Annotated in this window: 15 protein-coding genes; 8 read left to right on the plus strand and 7 right to left on the minus strand. The window is 43.4% G+C overall.

The window, feature by feature from the left end; all coding sequences use genetic code 11:
* Window positions 1-55 precede the first annotated feature (55 nt).
* Window positions 56-1,984, plus strand: coding sequence for a molecular chaperone HtpG (gene htpG / locus P8S55_RS07875; protein ID WP_289223675.1), 1,929 nt, complete (start codon window positions 56-58; stop codon window positions 1,982-1,984).
* Window positions 1,985-2,204: 220 nt separating this feature from the next.
* Here htpG and P8S55_RS07880 read toward each other — a convergent pair whose 3' ends face one another.
* Complete coding sequence (locus P8S55_RS07880; protein ID WP_289223676.1) at window positions 2,205-2,906, minus strand: FKBP-type peptidyl-prolyl cis-trans isomerase; 702 nt, start codon at window positions 2,904-2,906, stop codon at window positions 2,205-2,207.
* A gap of 170 nt (window positions 2,907-3,076) precedes the next feature.
* Between P8S55_RS07880 and P8S55_RS07885 the strand changes: the two genes are divergently transcribed.
* A complete protein-coding gene (locus P8S55_RS07885) occupies window positions 3,077-4,432 on the plus strand; it encodes an anti-phage deoxyguanosine triphosphatase (protein WP_289223677.1) in 1,356 nt (451 codons plus the stop codon).
* Between the two features lie 330 nt (window positions 4,433-4,762).
* Window positions 4,763-4,939 (plus strand): DUF1722 domain-containing protein, encoded by a 177-nt coding sequence (locus P8S55_RS07890; protein ID WP_289223678.1) that lies wholly within the window; start codon window positions 4,763-4,765, stop codon window positions 4,937-4,939.
* 167 nt (window positions 4,940-5,106) lie between these two features.
* Here the strand turns inward: P8S55_RS07890 and P8S55_RS07895 are convergent, their stop codons facing one another.
* The 4 genes from P8S55_RS07895 to P8S55_RS07910 form a co-directional block, all read right to left on the minus strand.
* Window positions 5,107-5,928: a c-type cytochrome gene (locus P8S55_RS07895; protein ID WP_289223679.1), complete on the minus strand. Its 822-nt coding sequence runs from the start codon at window positions 5,926-5,928 to the stop codon at window positions 5,107-5,109.
* Window positions 5,929-5,942: 14 nt separating this feature from the next.
* A complete protein-coding gene (locus P8S55_RS07900; RefSeq protein WP_289223680.1) occupies window positions 5,943-7,262 on the minus strand; it encodes an NAD(P)/FAD-dependent oxidoreductase in 1,320 nt (439 codons plus the stop codon).
* Complete coding sequence (locus P8S55_RS07905; RefSeq protein ID WP_289223681.1) at window positions 7,252-7,599, minus strand: c-type cytochrome; 348 nt, start codon at window positions 7,597-7,599, stop codon at window positions 7,252-7,254. Before P8S55_RS07905 ends, P8S55_RS07900 begins: the two co-directional genes overlap by 11 nt.
* 167 nt (window positions 7,600-7,766) lie before the next feature.
* Window positions 7,767-8,414, minus strand: a complete 648-nt coding sequence (locus tag P8S55_RS07910) for a protein-L-isoaspartate O-methyltransferase family protein (protein ID WP_289223682.1) — start codon at window positions 8,412-8,414, stop codon at window positions 7,767-7,769.
* 198 nt (window positions 8,415-8,612) lie between these two features.
* On the opposite strand from P8S55_RS07910, the gene miaB reads away from it, so the two are divergent.
* From miaB to lnt, 5 genes are read left to right on the plus strand one after another with little or no spacing between them, the layout of a single operon-like run.
* A complete protein-coding gene (gene miaB, locus P8S55_RS07915) occupies window positions 8,613-10,061 on the plus strand; it encodes a tRNA (N6-isopentenyl adenosine(37)-C2)-methylthiotransferase MiaB (protein ID WP_289223683.1) in 1,449 nt (482 codons plus the stop codon).
* 52 nt (window positions 10,062-10,113) lie between these two features.
* On the plus strand, window positions 10,114-11,100 hold the full coding sequence (locus P8S55_RS07920) for a PhoH family protein (RefSeq protein ID WP_289223684.1): 987 nt from the start codon (window positions 10,114-10,116) through the stop codon (window positions 11,098-11,100).
* A gap of 1 nt (window position 11,101) precedes the next feature.
* A complete protein-coding gene (gene ybeY / locus P8S55_RS07925; RefSeq protein WP_289223685.1) occupies window positions 11,102-11,590 on the plus strand; it encodes an rRNA maturation RNase YbeY in 489 nt (162 codons plus the stop codon).
* 47 nt (window positions 11,591-11,637) lie between these two features.
* Window positions 11,638-12,504 (plus strand): CorC family transporter, encoded by an 867-nt coding sequence (locus tag P8S55_RS07930; RefSeq protein WP_289223686.1) that lies wholly within the window; start codon window positions 11,638-11,640, stop codon window positions 12,502-12,504.
* A 34-nt stretch (window positions 12,505-12,538) separates the two neighbouring features.
* The gene (gene lnt / locus P8S55_RS07935; protein WP_289223687.1) at window positions 12,539-14,035 is read left to right on the plus strand and encodes an apolipoprotein N-acyltransferase; all 1,497 of its coding nucleotides are present in this window, start codon (window positions 12,539-12,541) and stop codon (window positions 14,033-14,035) included.
* Window positions 14,036-14,056: 21 nt separating this feature from the next.
* On the opposite strand, the gene P8S55_RS07940 is transcribed toward lnt, so the two are convergent.
* Together P8S55_RS07940 and P8S55_RS07945 are read right to left on the minus strand one after the other, a co-directional pair.
* On the minus strand, window positions 14,057-14,614 hold the full coding sequence (locus tag P8S55_RS07940) for a hypothetical protein (protein WP_289223688.1): 558 nt from the start codon (window positions 14,612-14,614) through the stop codon (window positions 14,057-14,059).
* On the minus strand, window positions 14,611-15,474 hold the full coding sequence (locus P8S55_RS07945; RefSeq protein ID WP_289223689.1) for a symmetrical bis(5'-nucleosyl)-tetraphosphatase: 864 nt from the start codon (window positions 15,472-15,474) through the stop codon (window positions 14,611-14,613). Before P8S55_RS07945 ends, P8S55_RS07940 begins: the two co-directional genes overlap by 4 nt.
* Window positions 15,475-15,479 lie beyond the last annotated feature (5 nt).

The following is a 15,479-nucleotide window of genomic DNA, read 5'->3' on the forward strand; positions in this document are numbered from 1 at the left end:
CTATTAACTTAAAGGTAATTTTTAACCTTTTTAACCCTGCAGGAGACCTTTTTAAATGAGTGTATGCAAAGAAACCCATGTTTTTCAAACTGAAGTTAAGCAGCTTTTAAAATTAATGATTCACGCGCTTTACAGTAACAAGGAAATTTTCCTACGTGAGTTGATCTCGAATTCATCGGACGCGCTTGATAAGTTAAGGTTTGAAAGTGTATCAAACGATAGTTTAAGTGAAGGTGAGAGTGAACTGTTCATTCAAGTTGAATTTGATAAAGAGGCGAAAACCATTAGGTTACGTGACAATGGTATCGGTATGACGCGTGATGAGGTTATTGAAAACATTGGCACGATTGCAAACTCTGGCACCAAAAAGTTTTTGGAGAAAATGACCGGTGATCAAGCCAAAGACAGTCACTTGATAGGTCAATTTGGTGTAGGGTTTTACTCGGCATTTATTGTTGCAGATAAGGTTGTTTTGAAAACCCGTAAGGCGGGGATGCCATCTGATCAAGGGGTTGAGTGGCAATCTAATGGCGAGGGCGAGTTTACACTTGAAACCATTGATAAGTCACACAAAGGAACAGAGATAACGCTTTATCTTAAGGACGATATGGATGAGTTTTTGAGTGAGTATCGACTCAAAAATATTATTACGACCTACTCAGATCATATTAACTTCCCGATTCAAATGCTTGAAGAGGTGTCTGTTGCGGTTGATCAAGCGGCTGAAAACAACGAGTCTGAAACTAAAGACGTTGAGACGGTTACTGAAAAACAATGGAAACAAGTTAATAAAGCTACCGCAATTTGGACTCAGCCTAAGTCAAACTTAACAGATGACGAATACAATAATTTCTATCAGACCATTTCACATGATTTTGAGAAACCACTGGCGGTGATGCATAACAAGGTTGAAGGTACGCTTGAATATACTTCGCTGCTTTATTTACCCAAAAAAGCACCGTTTGATCTTTATGACCGTGATCGTCGTTATGGTCTAAAGCTGTATGTTAAACGCGTGTTTATTATGGATGATGCCGAGCATCTTATGCCCGCTTACTTGCGTTTTGTGCGTGGTGTGATAGATTCAAATGACTTGCCATTAAACGTATCGCGTGAAATCCTACAGAGCAATCAAGTGGTTGATAAAATCCGTTCGGCTTCAGTTAAGCGTGTATTGGATCAGTTGGCTAAAATGACTAAGGCCGATGACAAGTCTGAATATGAAGCCTTCTGGGATCAATTTGGCCAGGTTTTAAAAGAGGGGTTAATTGAAGATTTTGCGAATCGTGAAAAATTGGCAAAGCTGATGCTGTTCTCTTCTACACACACGGGAGAGAAATCTCAACGTGTCAGTCTCGCAGATTATGTGGCTAGAATGAAAGAAGGTCAAGAAGCCATCTACTATATTGTCGCAGATAAACATGCTGCTGCATTAGGAAGTCCTCATTTAGAGGCGTTCCGCAAAAAAGGTATTGAGGTATTACTTCTTTCTGATCGTATTGATGAATGGCTGGTGGCACATTTAACTGAATTTGAAACTAAGCCGCTCAAATCGATCACACAAGGCGATATTAAAGAGTTTGCTGAAGATGAAGCCAGCTTGACAGATGATCAGAAAAAGCAACGTAGCGATTTAGTTGAAAAAGTTAAGGCGGCCTTAGGGGATCAGGTGGCTGATGTAAAAATGACAAGGCGACTAACTGAATCACCTGCATGTATCGTCGCTGAAGAAGGGGGTATTACGCCTCATATGGCACGATTAATGGAGCAAATGGGGCAATCTATACCTCAGGTTAAGCCGGTGCTTGAGTTAAACCCGGACCATGCATTGGTTATGCGTATTGCTGAAATTGATGATGAAGAGCAAACCAAGCAGTGGGCATTGTTTTTGTTTGAGCAAGCCCAATTAGCGGAAGGTGATCAGTTGGCTTCACCGGCTGATTTTATTAAACGTGTTAACCTTTTATTATCTCAAACTGCTTAAAAATAAGCTGTAGATTAACTTGTCACCAGGCCTGCTTCTAAAGCCAGGCCTAATAAGTACAAAATAAGAATATCATTATAAAATTATATTAGAATTTCTTGATATGGGGTGTGAACTGTATTAATATAAGAACTGTTGTTTTTAACAACTCCTCTTGAAGAGCTTTTATTGTCTTATGACAAAGCCGGTGCCACTTTTTAGCATCGGCTTTTTTTATTGGTTAGTCTTGAACCGCTGTTGTAATGAAATGAATTTCAAACACTAACACTTCGTTAGGCCCGATAAGACTTCCCGCGCCGCGCTCAGCGTAAGCAAGTTCTGAAGGTATAAACACTTCCCATTTAGAGCCGGCTTTCATAAGTTGTAATGCTTCTTGCCAACCTGGAATAACGCTGTTAAGTTTAAATTCTATCGGTACACCTCGGTTATATGAGCTGTCAAACTCCGTGCCATCAATCAGTTGACCTCGATAGTGTGCAATTATCACGTCATCAAGCGTTGCTTTTTCACCTTTACCCTCTTCGATGACCCGATACTGTAGTCCGCTATCTAGCTGGATAATCCCCCTCTTTGTTTTGTTTTCTGCGAGAAACGCTTGACCGCGTTCTAGATTTTGTTTGGCTAATGCTGCATAGCGTTCATTTTGTTTCATTTCTAAAGAACGAGTGAAATCGCTGATTGCTGTTGCCATTTGTTGTTTGCTTAGTTTAAGTTCGTTACTTCTTAAGCTATCGCCAAGTCCTTGTAAAAAAGCATCTATTTCCAGCTCTATGCCTTGAGTCTTTAAATTATTGGCAAGGTCTACACCGATTGAATAGCTAGCTTTTTGGTCTAGCGTGTCGAGATCAGCGAGGGACGTCTGACTAAAGAGCAACGCACCCACTAGTAGAGTCGATTTTTTAAGATTAGATAAACGTGACATAATGCTCCCTATGAGTTTTTAAAAAATGACCTTGAATTATACTCGCTGAATAGTTTGCTGAAAAAGTTTGTCGGTGTTTTTCTGACTAGGTTCGGGGTAGGGTTAGGATTTTTGTGTTGAGCGTTTAATTTTGTTATTATCATGGCCATTAGAATTATGAGAAACAGACGATGAATGCGATCGAACAAGAGTCGATATGGACTCAAAAGTACACGGAGTACCTACATAATTCAGCTGCTCGACCCGCACGAATTGTTTACCAACGCGATCGTGCTCGGGTTATTCATTCAGCGTCTTTTAGACGTTTACAGTCCAAAACGCAAATTTTCGGTTTAAACGAATCCGATTTTTTCAGAACACGTCTTACCCACTCGATGGAAGTCGCGCAAATTGGCTCAGGTATGGTTGAGCAACTCATTACTGATGGCGACAATCAAGCCTATCTTGATTGGTTACCTAGTTTCTATCTTATAGAAGCCATTTGCTTAGCTCATGATCTTGGCCATCCGCCATTTGGGCATGGCGGTGAGGTGGCTCTCAATTATATGATGCGCCATCATGGTGGGTTTGAAGGAAATGCCCAGACATTACGCATTCTATCTAAATTAGGTGAATATACGCCCGATAATGGCATAGACCTCTCTAGGCGTGCAACCTTGGGTGTTTTGAAATATCCGGCTATTTATGATGACGTGATCAAACTAAACTCGGCTTACCTCACTCAGTTAGAGGAGCCGGATGTAACAGATTTTAAGACTTGGAACATGCAGGCCTGGTACCCCCCTAAAAGTATTTATAAAGAAGAGCAAATTATTTTCGATTGGGTTTTAGCGCCTTTTTCTGCCAAGGACCGTGCTTTATTTACAGCGCTTGATCAGTCTGATGTTAAGCATCATGTCAAAACCTGTTATAAGGGCTTTGACACCACTATTATGGAGTTGGCGGATGATATTGCTTACGGTATTCATGATCTGGAGGATGCCGTAGCGATGAAAATGGTTACCCGAGATCTTTGGCAAGCCGAAGTGATGGACAATACTTTATTTAAGACCTATGGTTTGTGGGATAACCTCATGACAGAGCGTTTGTTTAGTGGTAGTTCAAAATCACGAAAACATGCCGTCAGTAAAATGGTCGGGTTAATGGTAGAGCATGTTTATGTGGCTGAGAATAGCGACTTCAATCATCCCTTACTGCGTTACCAGGCCTGCTTGCCCGAAGCGCAGGGCGTGGTATTGGATTTGCTTAAACAATTTGTGTTTAAAAATGTGATTACTATCCCAGAAGTAAAAGGCATGGAATACAAGGGTCAACTGATTGTAATGGAGTTGTTTAAAGCACTTGATGCGAACGCAGAAAGATTACTCCCATCCAATACGTTAAAGAAAGTGAAAAAAGCGCAGTCTGAACGTGAACGAAAACGCGTTATTTGTGATTATATTGCTGGGATGACAAATACCTACGCGTCTCGTTTGTATGAAAAGTTTTTTATGCCTAAAAGTGGATCAATTTTTGATCGTTTATAATAAGGAGGTGTTTTTTTGAATCTTCGCAGACTGCGAGCCAGCCCAAATACGCTTAGCCGTATCAAATTGTTTGTTGGGCGTTAAATGTCGTTATAACGTAGGGCAGCAAAGGATGGCTTTGTTACGGATCGCTTAAATACGTTTAATTCATTCCGTTTTGTCCAGATGACGCGGTAAAAGCAAAATCGCCTTCTTGTGGTTTGTATAGAATTAAGAGTTATAAGCCTACCGCTGAATGGTTGAGGTGTCAGATAAGGGGGGGGCAGGGTTTATTTACTCAAGGTCAGGTTTTAGCTGCTAAAACCCAGCAAAAGCTAATGATTAAAGCTAATGATTAATGTATTTGATCACCTGTACGGCTATGTAAAAAATCAGCTAAGTGATTATCAGAAATCCTTGTATCATGAAAGTTTAGAGGCGTTTCGAGAGGGAGTGATTCCGTTGATTGCATTGATGAAGTTGTTGTGTCAATGGGTAGCCGAATTTAAGATTGATTATTTAGCGTAATTAGTGGATTTTTGATCCTTATCCTGCGGATTTAGCCTCAGGTTCAGATTTAAAAGCGTTTAAAAATTTGGATGCGCAGTGTTGATGATTGACAACCAGGCCTGGCTGTCAATCTAATTTAATCTAACTTAACCTAACCTAATCTACCCTAAACTTAGAGAGGGTGCTTAAGGGTTAAGGTTCTCGTAATAGGCAGCTAAACCTTCGATTTCTTCATCGGTTAGGTTTTTGGCGATATTCTGCATCATACCGTTAACATCATTATTACGGTCACCAGAACGGTAGGCTCTAAGGGTGCGAATGGCATAGTCAGCTTCTTGTCCTGCTAGCGCAGGGAATAAATCGCCATTTCCTTGGCCTTCTGAACCGTGACAAGCGGCGCAGCTTATCACACCACGCGCCATGTCCCCAATGCGAACAAGCTGTACAATGTGGTCATCTGCATAAAACCCTGCATCCTTGCCTTTGGGTAAATCTTGTGCCTCATAAAAAACCGCGAGATCTGAAATGTCTTGATCTGTCAGTTCTTTTGAAATATAGGTCATGATTTTTGACTGACCGTAGGACTCGGCTCGGCGCTCATCACGGTAGTCGATTAACATCTTTTTCAAGTAATTTGCAGGTTGTGCATTTAGGTTAACAAAGTTACGTGAGCTAGGCTGTCCAGTAACGGCATGACAAGCGATGCACATAAGCTGGTTATGAGCGAGCTCACCGCGCTGAATATCACCTTCGGGCATAGCGGCAATGGTTGCAGCCAAATGGGCACTATCCCATGCAATCGCCGCGGTTTTTTCTGGCTTTGCAGTGGGTTGGTTACTCACTGGCTGCACGACTTTTTCAGTGGCAGTAGTGGTTTCTGTTAGGTTTATTTCGCTGCTTGAGGGCATGACGGTATCTGCTTGTTCAGAGGAGCATCCAAACAACAAAGCGGCGACAGATAAGCCAATAAGCGTTTTGCTGGTTTTCATTTTTAAAATTCTTCTCATTATTTCGTCCTCACTTAGCCGAACACATCTTTAACAAAGGTACGGTGCCAATTTTTCTGATATACGGCTTCTAGTGCAGCTTGTGCAGGTGAATCAACAATTGGAGAAACGCCTGCGGACTTACCTTTTGGTTTAATCAATCCGTCACGCACTTCATAAATTGCAGAGACGCTGATGCCATAACGTGAACCTACTAGGCTAAAGCAGGCGTTAGAGAAAATGGCATTACCGGGTGTTTCGCCCTTAAGCTCCGCAACAATCGCTTTAGCGGCCACTTTGGCTTGAGTGTTAGCGGCATTAGCTGATTTTGGCATGGCATCGGCAATAGAGCTGTCACCCAGTACATAGACATGTTTTTGAATTTCAGATTCAAAAGTATTGCGCTTGATTGGACACCAGCCAGAGCTGTCGGTTAAGCCAAGGTGTTGAACAATTTTTCCTGCACGTTGGTTAGGGATGATATTGCAGGCATCATATTTAATTTCAGTACCATTTTCTGTTTTTACCGTTTTACGTGTTGGATCAATAGCCGTAACCTTGCCGCCTTCATCCAAGGCAACCCACTCAATTATAGAGTTATCTGTGCCAAAACCATATAAACGCTCCCAACCTTTACGGAACGGGCCAAATTTAGAATGGGTGTTTTTAGGGTCCAGTATCAAAATTTTACCGCTAGGATTGTGTTTTTGCATCCACTCTGCAAACATCGAAGCACGTTCATAAGGGCCAGGTGGGCAGCGAAATTCGCCAGCAGGAGGAGAAAGGATAAATGTGCCGCCCTTTGGCATGCTTTGAACCTGATCGCGCAGTAACAATGTTTGAGGGCCAGCTATATAGGCATGGGGAACATGATTGGCTGCAACATCGGCTGTTAAACCTTCATAGTCTTCAAAGCGAAAATCAATACCTGGTGACAAGACTAATTTATCATAACTAATTTGCTCACCTTGAGCCGTGCGTAGTTGTTTTTTATCAAAATCAACATCTGTTACGCTGTCGAACAGGAACTGTATGCCGTAGCTATTGCGCAGCGTATCATAGCTAAAAGTTAGATCGTCTAATGTGTGTAAGTCGACCATCAACTCGTTGGTGCGTAGGCAAGTGATGTATTCTTTATTAGGTTCGATGACGGTAATTTTGACATCTGCATCGGCAAAGCGTAAATATTTAGCAAAGGTCGCCCCCCCAATGCCTCCGCCAACCATAACAATATGCTGGGCGTTTTTTGCAAAAGCCTTATGGCTGGCACCAAATAAACCAGATAGTGCAACCGCACCAAGACCAAAGTTTTTAATGAGTTCACGGCGTGATAGGTTCAATGTTTTATTCTGCATGTTTGAACTCCTGTGGATTCCATTGTTCAGCGGGTTGCTCTGCAAACCAAAGCGCCATAGCTTTAATTTCTGCATCAGAAAAACCACGCGCAACGCGATCCATAATCGTGGTAGCGCGTCGTCCTTCTCGATAGTCAATCATTATTTCGGTAAAAAATTTGGGATCTAATCCAGCGAGGGCTGGCATGGATTCGTAGAACTCGCGGCCCATGGTTCCGTGGCAAGGAGCACATAACCAAGCCATGGCTTCAGGATCAAAGCGTAGTTCTTCATTGGCATGGGCGTGTGCACTAAGTGCAACCAGGCCTGCTGCAAATAACGGAGCAAGTCTTTTCATAGAATAGCGTCCTCAGTGGTGTGTGGAATGAACCCAGTATTCTATATAAATAAAATATTCTTTAGGGCAAGAATTTTTAATGAATGTCTATAGGAAAAATTTATGGATTGATAGGCAATATTTGGGATAACGCCAGACAGCGCTGGCGATAGGTGAGGATGCGAGTGTTAAAAAGAAAAGGCCTCTTTGCTTTCTGCGTTGATAAGTGGCATCACATCGGTTTCAAATAAGGATTCTTCAAACCACTCATTTTCACTTAGGCGAGTGACCAGCATGGCTTCCATTGCTGGGCTTTGTCCAACAATTGCAAACAAACGACCGCCCAGTTTTAATTTTGTTTTATAGCTTTCAGGAATTAGAGCACAAGAGCCTGTGAGAACAATTGCGTCGTAGTCTTTTAGGTCGTTCCAGGTTTGTGAGGCATCACCAATATGAAATTTGATATTGTTAAATTTTTTGAGGCGAGCTTTTGCAGTGGTTTGAAGGCTTTCGAAAATATCAATGGTGGTCACACAATGGGCAAGGCTGGCAAGTAAAGCGGTCATGTAACCACTGCCTGTGCCAATTTCAAGCACATCGTCGGTTTGAGCAACATCAATCGCTTGCATAATTTTGGCCTCAATTTTGGGCGCTAACATAGATTGCCCTTCACCAATTGGCAGCTCTATGTCAGAGTAGGCGAGTTTTTGCTGGCTTTGGGCAACAAATTCGTGTCTAGGCAAACTTTTCAGAAGGTCGAGTACTTGTGGATCAAGAACGTCCCACGGACGAATTTGTTGTTCAACCATAAAAAATCGCGCTTGATCTAGGTTCATAGACTTTCCTTATTGATTAACGAGCTAGCTATTTAACGTGATAAATACTAAAAATGTTGCTCAATTATAGCGAATTTTTTAACTAATAGGGAGGGCGCATGGCTGATGTAGGAACTAAAACCTAAATTCATTGGCTAAATTAGCTTTTGTGCTAAACTATTGGGTTGATTTATACTTGATTTAATTTAAAGGTGTGTTATGTCGAATCGTTCAAATACTGTCAAATCACAAGCGGTGCCTGCTGATCTTGCGAGGTCACTGCTTGGAGGTGGACTGCTAGTCAAAACCTATGGTTGTCAGATGAATGAATATGACTCAGAAAAAATGGCACATCTGTTAGAAAACACCCATGGTTTGCGCTTGGTTGACACACCTGAAGAAGCGGATGTGGTTTTGATGAACACCTGTTCGGTGCGTGAAAAAGCCCAGGAAAAGGTGTTTGATGAGCTGGGCAAGTGGAAGAAGTGGAAAGCCCAAAAGCCTCATCGAGTGATAGGTGTGGGGGGGTGTGTGGCGTCCCAGGAGGGTAAGGTGATTCGTGAGCGTGCGCCTTACGTAGATGTAATTTTTGGCCCACAAACTCTGCACCGATTGCCTGCGATGATTAACGATGCGCTCGGCACGCGGTCAATAAAAGGCAAAGCGAAAGCGGTGATTGATATTTCGTTTCCTGAAATTGAGAAGTTTGATTACTTGCCTAAGCCCGAGTCTAGTGGCGTATCGGCGTTTGTCTCGGTGATGGAGGGCTGCTCAAAATACTGTACGTTTTGTGTTGTACCCTACACGCGTGGCGAGGAAGTCAGTCGTCCGTTTGAAGACGTATTGGCTGAGGTACGTAGCTTAGCTGAGCAGGGTGTGCGTGAAGTTAATTTATTAGGGCAAAACGTCAACGCTTATCGCGGGCTGATGGCGGATGGTGATATCGCTGATTTATCCATTCTAATGCATGCCGTTCGAGAAATTGAGGGCATTGATCGCATTCGTTACACGACTTCACATCCGAATGAGATGACCAGCAATATTATTAATGCGTTTGCTGAAATTCCAGAGCTGGTGTCGCATCTACACTTGCCTATTCAAGCCGGTTCTGACCGAATTTTGGCGCTGATGAAGCGTAATCACTTGGCATTAGAGTATAAGTCGATTATTCGTAAGGTGCGTGCGCACCGTCCTCATTTAAGTTTATCGGGTGATTTTATTATTGGTTTTCCAGGTGAAACGGAAGAGGACTTTCAAGCGACCATGAAGCTGGTTGAGGATTTAAACTATGACCGCTCGTTTAGCTTTATTTATAGCCCAAGACCCGGCACGCCGGCGGCGAGCCTGCCCGATGATGTGCCGATGGAAGTCAAAAAACAACGCCTGTACGCACTGCAAGAATTATTGAATGAACAAGCTAATGCCTATAACCAAGCAATGATTGGCACTGTACAGCGTGTGTTGGTAGAGCGTTTGTCCCGTAAATCCGCGAGTGAAATGGCCGGGCGTACGGAAAATAACCGTGTGGTCAACTTTGCTGGCGATTTAGATATGATTGGTAGGTTTGTTGATGTAAAGATTACCGAAGCTTTATCTAACTCGTTGCGAGGTGAAGTGGTTGGGCAGCCAGAAGCAGGGCGTGTAAATTCACAGTTTTATGCCTTGTGACTCACAAGTTTTATTTATAAAATGAAAGCCTTATTATTTAGGTATTAGAATTTTGTCTGAATCCATTTCCCGTCCTTTGCATACCATTCATTTTGAATTGGCACCGCAAAACAATGAGCAGCTGCAAAACCTTTGCGGCTGGCACAATCAACATATTAACCAGCTTGAGTTAAAACTGGGGGTGGAGATAAACCATCTCGGGTTTGATTTTCGCGTGGTGGGTTTGGCTGATCGCTTGGTGCAAGCCGAGCAAATCCTGCGAGACCTCTATCAGCAAGCCCAACATAAAACCCTGTTGCCGGAAGATATTCATCTGAGCCTGCAAACCAAAGGCTTTGAGCAGGCCAAACCGCTTGATCACCAGCAGTCGATTATTAAAATTCGTCGCAAACCGATTAAAACCCGTAATCTCAATCAAAGTAACTATGTCAATTTAGTGCAACAAAAGGATGTTAACTTTGGTGTCGGCCCAGCGGGCACAGGTAAAACCTATTTGGCGGTAGCGTGCGCGGTAGCCGCCTTGGAGGCCGAACAGGTTCGCCGGATTATATTGACACGCCCAGCGGTTGAGGCGGGTGAAAAGCTGGGATTTTTGCCAGGTGATTTAACCCAGAAAGTCGATCCTTATTTACGTCCTTTGTATGATGCCTTGTTTGATATGCTTGGTTTTGAGGCGGTCGAACGCTTGATTGAAAAAAACGTGATTGAAATAGCGCCCTTGGCCTTTATGCGGGGTCGTACCTTGAATGAGGCGTTTATTATTTTGGATGAGGCGCAAAACACCACCGTTGAACAGATGAAAATGTTCTTAACCCGGATGGGATTTGGCTCTAAATCGGTGATTACCGGCGATATAACCCAGTGTGATTTGCCAAAGCACCAAAAATCAGGGCTGCGTGATGCGATTGAGGTATTGGCCGAGGTGGATCTAGTTGGCTTTACGTTTTTCCAAGCCCAGGATGTAGTGCGTCATTCATTGGTGCAACGCATCGTACAAGCCTATGAAAATCAATCGACTCGACTAGGACAGGGTAGTTAGCATGGCAAATCTAACATTGAGCATGCAATGGGCGTATAGCACGCCCGAATTGCAGGCATTATTAACCGAGGAGCGCGCCCAGGCCTGGTTGTCGGCGGCCTTAGCGCCGGATGCTTTATCGCAAGCGATTGAGCTGAGCTTACGGATAGTTGATCTGGAGGAAAGTCAGCAGCTCAATCGTGATTATCGTGGTATGGATAAGCCAACTAACGTGTTGTCGTTTGAGTTTGATATGCCGCCTGGCGTTGAATTGGATGACGATGAACCGCTGTATTTGGGTGATCTAGTGGTTTGTGCGCCGGTGGTGGAACGCGAAGCGCTCGAGCAGGGCAAGCCGTTGTTAGCGCATTGGGCACATATGTTGGTGCATGGTTGTTTGCACTTGCAGGGTTTTGATCATCTTGATGATGAGGAGGCTGAAGAAATGGAAAGCCTTGAGAAACAGATTATGCAATCTTTGGGTTTTGATAACCCCTATGATGATGACTGAGCGATTTATTTTAATTTTTAACTTAATTTTGGAGACGAAAAAGCATCATGAGTGACGCAGACACTAGTAACGGTTCGACTTGGTTGGAGCGTATTACACGCTTGTTTTCAGGCGAACCCGAAGATCGTGAAGATTTACTGGAAGTGTTGAACGAGGCGCAAAAACAGGGTTTATTAGATACCGATGCGCTGTATATGATACAAGGTGTTTTGGGGGTTTCAGAAACCCGCGTGCGCGATATTATGGTACCGCGTCCGCAGGTTGATGTGATTAATGAGTCAGAATCCCTTGAAATGATTCTCAAAGAAATAGCCGAGTCGGCGCATTCGCGCTATCCGGTGGTGTCTGAAAGCAAAGATGAGATCGTGGGTATATTGTTAGCGAAAGATGTGCTGCGTTTGATGGTTGAGGGTAAACTCAACTCAATCGAAGATTTACGCTCAATTTATCGTCCTCCTGTATTTATCCCTGAAAGTAAACGTGTGAATGTATTGTTGCGTGAATTTAAGTCTAGCCATAATCATATGGCGCTGGTGGTGGATGAATATGCCGCTTTAGCAGGCCTGGTTACGATTGAAGACGTGTTAGAGCAAATCGTCGGCGATATCGAAGACGAGCATGATGAAGAGGAGGTTGAATATATCAAACCTCAACATGGTGATAGTTTTAAAGTTCAAGCTATTACGCCTTTAAGTTCGTTTTTTGAAGAGTTTGGTGTGGATTTGTCCCTAGAAAATGAATCGAACAGTGAAACTTTAGGCGGGCTAGTGTCGAGTGTATTAGGTCATGTGCCTCAGAAGGGTGAAGAACTTGAGTTGCAAGGACTGTTGCTACGCGTCATTAAAGCGGATACGCGTCGTGTACATTTGTTCCTTGTCAGGCCGGTGCCTAACGATTCAGCGATAATCGATTAGTATGCGTTTTATATCGACTCTTAAGCAGCTAGTTTTGCCTGAGCGTTATGCAGGGCTGGCGTTTCTGTTTGGTTTAATCAGTGTTTTGGCTTTTCCGCCTTTTGGTTATTCATTTCTAGCCTTGTTGGCATTGGTTGGCTTATTTTGGTTGTGGGCTACTAAAGCGCACACCGGTGTTCAGGCTTTTAAATTTGGGCTATGGTTTGGTTTAGGACAGTTTGGCTTAGGCGTAAGCTGGCTGTTTTCAAGTGTTTACTTTTATTCAGATGTGGGTTTAATCGCAGCCATTTTTATCGTTATCGGCTTTGTTTTATTGTTGGCGTTGTTTCCAGCCTTGGCTGGGGGGTTAGCACGTTGGTTACATCCCGCTCACAGCCCAACCTCTTATGCATCTTGGTTGTTTTTATGTTTAACGCTCCCCGCTAGCTGGGTGTTGTTTGAGTTGGTGCGAGCACATAGTTTCGGTGGATTGCCTTTTTTACTGATCGGTGGCTCTCAACTAAATGATTTGCTGGATGGGTTTTTGCCGATATTGGGTGTATTTGGTGTTGGTTTCTTATTGGCATTAATGGCTGGATTGTTGGTTAGTTTGTGGTTAACTCGCTGGTTTGTGATCGGCGTAGTGGGGCTTATTAGCTTGAGTTTATCGGCTTGGTTTTTGCAAAAAGTAGATTGGGTGGCGCCTACTGCTGAGCCAGTTAAGGTTGCCTTAGTTCAAGGCAATATTGCTCAGGATATAAAATGGCAAGCGTCGCGTTTTGTGCCGATGGTTCGAGACTATGTTGCCTTAACACGTGAAAACTGGGATGCAGATTTGATTGTTTGGCCAGAAACAGCGATACCCGGCTATTATGATCAAGCATCGCGCCTTGTGTTACGCAATTTGATTAGGGAAGCTATGGCGAGTGATAAAGACGTATTGGTGGGTGCTATAAGTCGTGTTCCTGAAACAGATATTTACTATAACGCGATGATTAATTTGCGTGACGATAGCCAGCAGTATCATAAGCGTCATTTAGTAATGTTTGGCGAGTATTACCCTTTTGCAGGCCTGCTTAAAAGCTTAGCGGATCGGCTTGGTTTTCCTTTTTCACAGTTTAGTGCAGGTGCGCTTGACCAGCCCATGATGCAGCTTGCTGGCCATTCTGTTGGGGTATCGATTTGTTTTGAAATGATGTTTGGTGCTGAGTTGGCACGTGATGTCGCGCAGGCGCGCTATTTTGTCACCACCAGTAATGATGCTTGGTTTGCTCATACTTTTGAGCCTGCCCAACTTCGGCATGAATCACAGCTCCGTGCACGTGAATTAGGGCGTGAAATAGCCCGAGCAACGAATACTGGATATACGGTGATTATTGATACTAAAGGTCAGATTAAATACGAAATTCCGGCTTATGAAGTGGGTGTGTTGCGTGGTTATATCCAACCCTATCAAGGCATAACACCCTATGCACGTTGGACTAATTGGCCTGTTTGGCTTAGCGTTTTGTTGATACTGGCTTATATGAGTTGGAGAAAATATCGTCGATAACTTAAGGTAACTAGCCGGTTTTTACTCATCCTGGTTTGTGGGCTCAGGCATCGTTTCAGGGTGGGCAAGGTGCCAGGCATGAGTGAATTTTTTGTGATCAAGTTTTTTTTGTAACAGGCTGACTGCTTGAATATATTGATCTATATAACGTGTATTGCCTTTTTTTAGACAAAGCACCAGGTGGCGATACCGGGTGGGTAAAAAGGCTTTAAAGTGAATGACTAGTCCTTCTTCGCCTTCTGTTTCAGCAATACGCTTTTCAATTTCTTGACGAGCTTGCCATTTGAATGTGCTTTCAAAGCCCTCAAACAGTTTACCTATGAGGTAAACTAAAAATGCACTAATAACAAAACTTGCAAATATATAACCGCTCATCCACGCGCCCAAAAAAGTCATGATCACCAAGCTAATCATAGTAACCGGAATGGTTAATACCTTGATCCAAATTTTATTGCCCATCAATTCGTCTTCGACCTGATTTAGGTTGAAAATACTTACATCAACCTGGTCTAGGCGTTGCAGTAAGTCTTGTGCACGCGGTTTAGGCGGTTTTGTGGTAGGTTCAGGTTGATTGCTCATGATTTTGTAATAGACAAAGTTTTATTATTTTTCATTGGTTTGGCGCTCTGGGGGCACTCAAGTGTATGGCGCTGTTGAGTTTCTAGGCAATAGGCTGTCAACAAGCCGCCCCACAAGCACCCCGTATCGGTAGCATGAACCTGGTAGCCATCCAAGCTGCCGAGCGTTGACCAGTGCCCAAAAAAGATTTGGTGATCTTTGTTGCGTCGATTAGGATGAACAAACCAGGGTTGGTAACGGCCAAACGATGAGGAGGGTGCGCCTTTTTGTTCAAAATCAAGCCTACCTTGTGGATCACAGTAGCGCATCCGTGTAAAGGCATTAACGATATAGCGTAAGCGCTCCCAGCCAGCTATCAGTGGATGCCATTCACGGGTTTTAGAGCCAAATAAATGCTGTTTGATAAAATCTTGCCATTGATCACTCTTTAACACAGTTTCAACTTCATTAGCATGGGTCAGCGCTTCATTTATTGACCATGGAGGAGGGATACCCGCGTGTACCATGACAGCTGCATAATCGGGGTGTTTAACCATTAAGGGTTGCATGCGTAACCAGTCGATAAGTTCATCACAATCGGCTGCAGATAAAATAGGCGCAAGGGTGTCTGATTTTGAACAGTATTTTTCTAAACCCAGTGCGCTGGCAATGAGATGAAAGTCATGGTTACCCAATACGATTTGCCCTCGATCACCGAGGGATTTAACAAAACGTAAGCATTCTAAGGACTGGGGGCCACGGTTAACTATATCACCGACAAACCAGAGAGTGTCGTACTCTGGTTGATAATTAATCTGCTTTAACAGGCTCTGAAGCGGAACAAAGCAGCCCTGTAAGTCGCCGATAATATAAGTGGCCACGGCTT

The organism is Thiomicrospira sp. R3, from assembly GCF_029581415.1.
Lineage (GTDB): Bacteria > Pseudomonadota > Gammaproteobacteria > Thiomicrospirales > Thiomicrospiraceae > Thiomicrospira.

Excerpts from the sequence above, each read along its gene's own strand:
- htpG (WP_289223675.1), top strand. The coding sequence starts at position 56 with ATGAGTGTATGCAAAGAAACCCATGTTTTTCAAACTGAAGTTAAGCAG.
- P8S55_RS07880 (WP_289223676.1), bottom strand. The coding sequence starts at position 2,906 with ATGTCACGTTTATCTAATCTTAAAAAATCGACTCTACTAGTGGGTGCG.
- P8S55_RS07885 (WP_289223677.1), top strand. The coding sequence starts at position 3,077 with ATGAATGCGATCGAACAAGAGTCGATATGGACTCAAAAGTACACGGAG.
- P8S55_RS07890 (WP_289223678.1), top strand. The coding sequence starts at position 4,763 with ATGATTAATGTATTTGATCACCTGTACGGCTATGTAAAAAATCAGCTA.
- P8S55_RS07895 (WP_289223679.1), bottom strand. The coding sequence starts at position 5,928 with ATGAGAAGAATTTTAAAAATGAAAACCAGCAAAACGCTTATTGGCTTA.
- P8S55_RS07900 (WP_289223680.1), bottom strand. The coding sequence starts at position 7,262 with ATGCAGAATAAAACATTGAACCTATCACGCCGTGAACTCATTAAAAAC.
- P8S55_RS07905 (WP_289223681.1), bottom strand. The coding sequence starts at position 7,599 with ATGAAAAGACTTGCTCCGTTATTTGCAGCAGGCCTGGTTGCACTTAGT.
- P8S55_RS07910 (WP_289223682.1), bottom strand. The coding sequence starts at position 8,414 with ATGAACCTAGATCAAGCGCGATTTTTTATGGTTGAACAACAAATTCGT.
- miaB (WP_289223683.1), top strand. The coding sequence starts at position 8,613 with ATGTCGAATCGTTCAAATACTGTCAAATCACAAGCGGTGCCTGCTGAT.
- ybeY (WP_289223685.1), top strand. The coding sequence starts at position 11,102 with ATGGCAAATCTAACATTGAGCATGCAATGGGCGTATAGCACGCCCGAA.
- P8S55_RS07930 (WP_289223686.1), top strand. The coding sequence starts at position 11,638 with ATGAGTGACGCAGACACTAGTAACGGTTCGACTTGGTTGGAGCGTATT.
- P8S55_RS07940 (WP_289223688.1), bottom strand. The coding sequence starts at position 14,614 with ATGAGCAATCAACCTGAACCTACCACAAAACCGCCTAAACCGCGTGCA.